Raw genomic sequence first — 2,091 nt, 5'->3', positions numbered from 1 at the left:
CCATGCCTGGCCCCAACCGACCCGCACCGGCGTGCAAGCCATCCTCATCACAAGACCTCAACTCGCGGGCCCGTAATGCAACGGCATTGTACCTAGATGATCTATTCCAAGGGGTCAGTGATCGTAGGCGATCAGTGAGCTTAGGACGGTTTGTCCGGTGGCGTCGTTGTGTCAGATCGCGGCGGTCAGCGCGAGGATGTGTTGCATGACGCGGGCTATGACACCTCCGGGTGTGCGCCCTCGGTGCCGTTCGAGGTCAAGCTGTCCCTTGAAGGTCTCGTTGATCGATTCGATGACCTGTCGCAGCGGCTTGAACAGGGCTGCGCCAGGCCGTTCCCGTTCACCTTTACGGGCAGGCCGCAGCAACTGGACTCCATGCTCGGACAGTTCGCGTTCGAAACCACGGCCGAAGTAGTTCTTGTCGCCGATGAGAGTCTGTCGGGGGCGCTCTTGCAGAAGCTCGCAGTCGGCTGCCAGGAGGTCAAGGAGGGTCTCGCGTTCGTCGGCCTTGGCCCCGGTGAGGGCGAAGGCGATGGGCAGGCCCTGAAGGGTGCAGACCAGGTGCAGGCGCAGGCCCAGAAGAAGCGGCTGTGGCTGGCGCAGTAGCCGTATTCGGCCCAACCTGCCAGGTCGGAGCGTTTGACGGTCTCGCGGGAGCGGCCGCATTCCACCGGGGTGGAGTCCACGACCCATACGTCGTCGCTCCACACCGAGGTGGTGGTGGCCAGGATCCGGTTGACGCTTCGCATCAGACCGGCGGCCTTGCGCAGCCGCTTGTTGTATAGCCGGGCTGCTGGGGCAGGTAGGGGAAGAGGTGGCGCAGATGGGCACGGGCATGGCGGAGCCATTTGGCCTCGGAGGTGTAGCCGAGTATGGCCTGCATCGTGGCGAGGGTGACCAGTTCGGCATCGCTCAGGCGGGGCGTAATGCCGACCGGCGGGCGCCACGGCGCCAGGTCGGGATGCTCCTTCAGCATGTCGTCGGTCGTCGCATAGAGTGCTGTCTCGAGGGTGTCCACGTCGTTCGTCACAAAACGATCTTGGACACCCTCGTTCTCGTCTCCGCAGGCACCAACCCCTTGGACCACACCACCAGGAGGAACCAGTGTCATACCCGCAACTGCTCACCCCCGAGGAGAAGCTCGCCGACGCGAAGAAGCTGTTGAGCCTCCCGCGTATCGTCGTGATCTGCGGCTCCACCCGCTTCATGACCGAGATGAACGAGGCCGATCTGTGGGAGACCAAAGCCGGAAAGATTGTCGTCAAACCGGGCTGTGACATGAAGTCGCCGCACGAACTTTGGTCCGATCCTGTCGAGGCCGAGGTGCTGAAGGTTCGACTCGACGATCTGCACCGAGCGAAGATCCGGCTCGCTGACGAGGTGCTCGTAGTCGGCGACTACATCGGAGACAGCACCCGAGCCGAGATCGCCTACGCCCGGTCGCTGGGCAAGGCCGTGCGGTTCACGCACCCCGAAGTCGACCCTGACGCCTGACCGCCCGCTGCCACCTCGACAACCAGGGCCGGCAGCCCGCCGCCTGCCGTCTCGCGGCGGCTTCGGCCGCCGTCCACCCCACACCCTCCGCAGGCATCCCTTGGAATTGATCATCTAGCGGGCGAGGGGGCCCGCTGACATGATCCATCGCATGACATCCCAGCCACAGGTTCAGGTTCCGCCCAGCCGTAACTGATCTTCCGGTGAGCCGACCGGCTGCATTGCCTCGGCAGTGGCGGTTGGTCCGCTGGCCTCCGCGTTCGAGAATGGCGTGCCTGATTTGGCGATGTCGTAGGAAGCGACGGGAGCTGTACGCCGTGTCGCCGCTGACGTGGCCGGCCGCGTGCGCGGGTCCGATCATGGTCCAGGATAACGATCTTGTATCCGGGTCACGACCAGGGGGTTCGAGGTGCGACGCACCGGCTGCCGGTGGCCTTCCGCAGTGTTTCTAGCCGGTGATCTACCCGGCGTCGGATGGGACCTTCCCTGATCTTCCCTTTCTTGGTGGAGGGGTGTGTCAGCCGCTTGGTCCGCTGGTCGGGGGACGTACAGCGGGGGCCTGGCGGGCTGAAATGGATTTACCGAAAGGGGATCCAC

Annotated in this window: 1 protein-coding gene and 2 pseudogenes; 1 reads left to right on the top strand and 2 read right to left on the bottom strand. The window is 64.4% G+C overall.

The window, feature by feature from the left end; genetic code table 11:
- Window positions 1–171: 171 nt before the first annotated feature.
- Window positions 172–1,030, bottom strand: a pseudogene (locus AC07CM_RS50780) (IS982 family transposase).
- A 74-nt stretch (window positions 1,031–1,104) separates the two neighbouring features.
- Here AC07CM_RS50780 and AC07CM_RS50775 point away from each other — a divergent pair.
- Complete coding sequence (locus AC07CM_RS50775; RefSeq protein WP_478883339.1) at window positions 1,105–1,494, top strand: hypothetical protein; 390 nt, start codon at window positions 1,105–1,107, stop codon at window positions 1,492–1,494.
- Between the two features lie 199 nt (window positions 1,495–1,693).
- On the opposite strand, the pseudogene AC07CM_RS50770 reads toward AC07CM_RS50775, so the two are convergent.
- Window positions 1,694–1,845, bottom strand: a pseudogene (locus AC07CM_RS50770) (IS5/IS1182 family transposase); the annotation flags it as partial.
- Window positions 1,846–2,091 lie beyond the last annotated feature (246 nt).

It is taken from the genome of Streptomyces sp. NPDC044061 (assembly GCF_056434305.1).
Note: the sequence above shows the minus strand (reverse complement) of the source record. Positions and strands in the feature narration are given on the sequence as shown.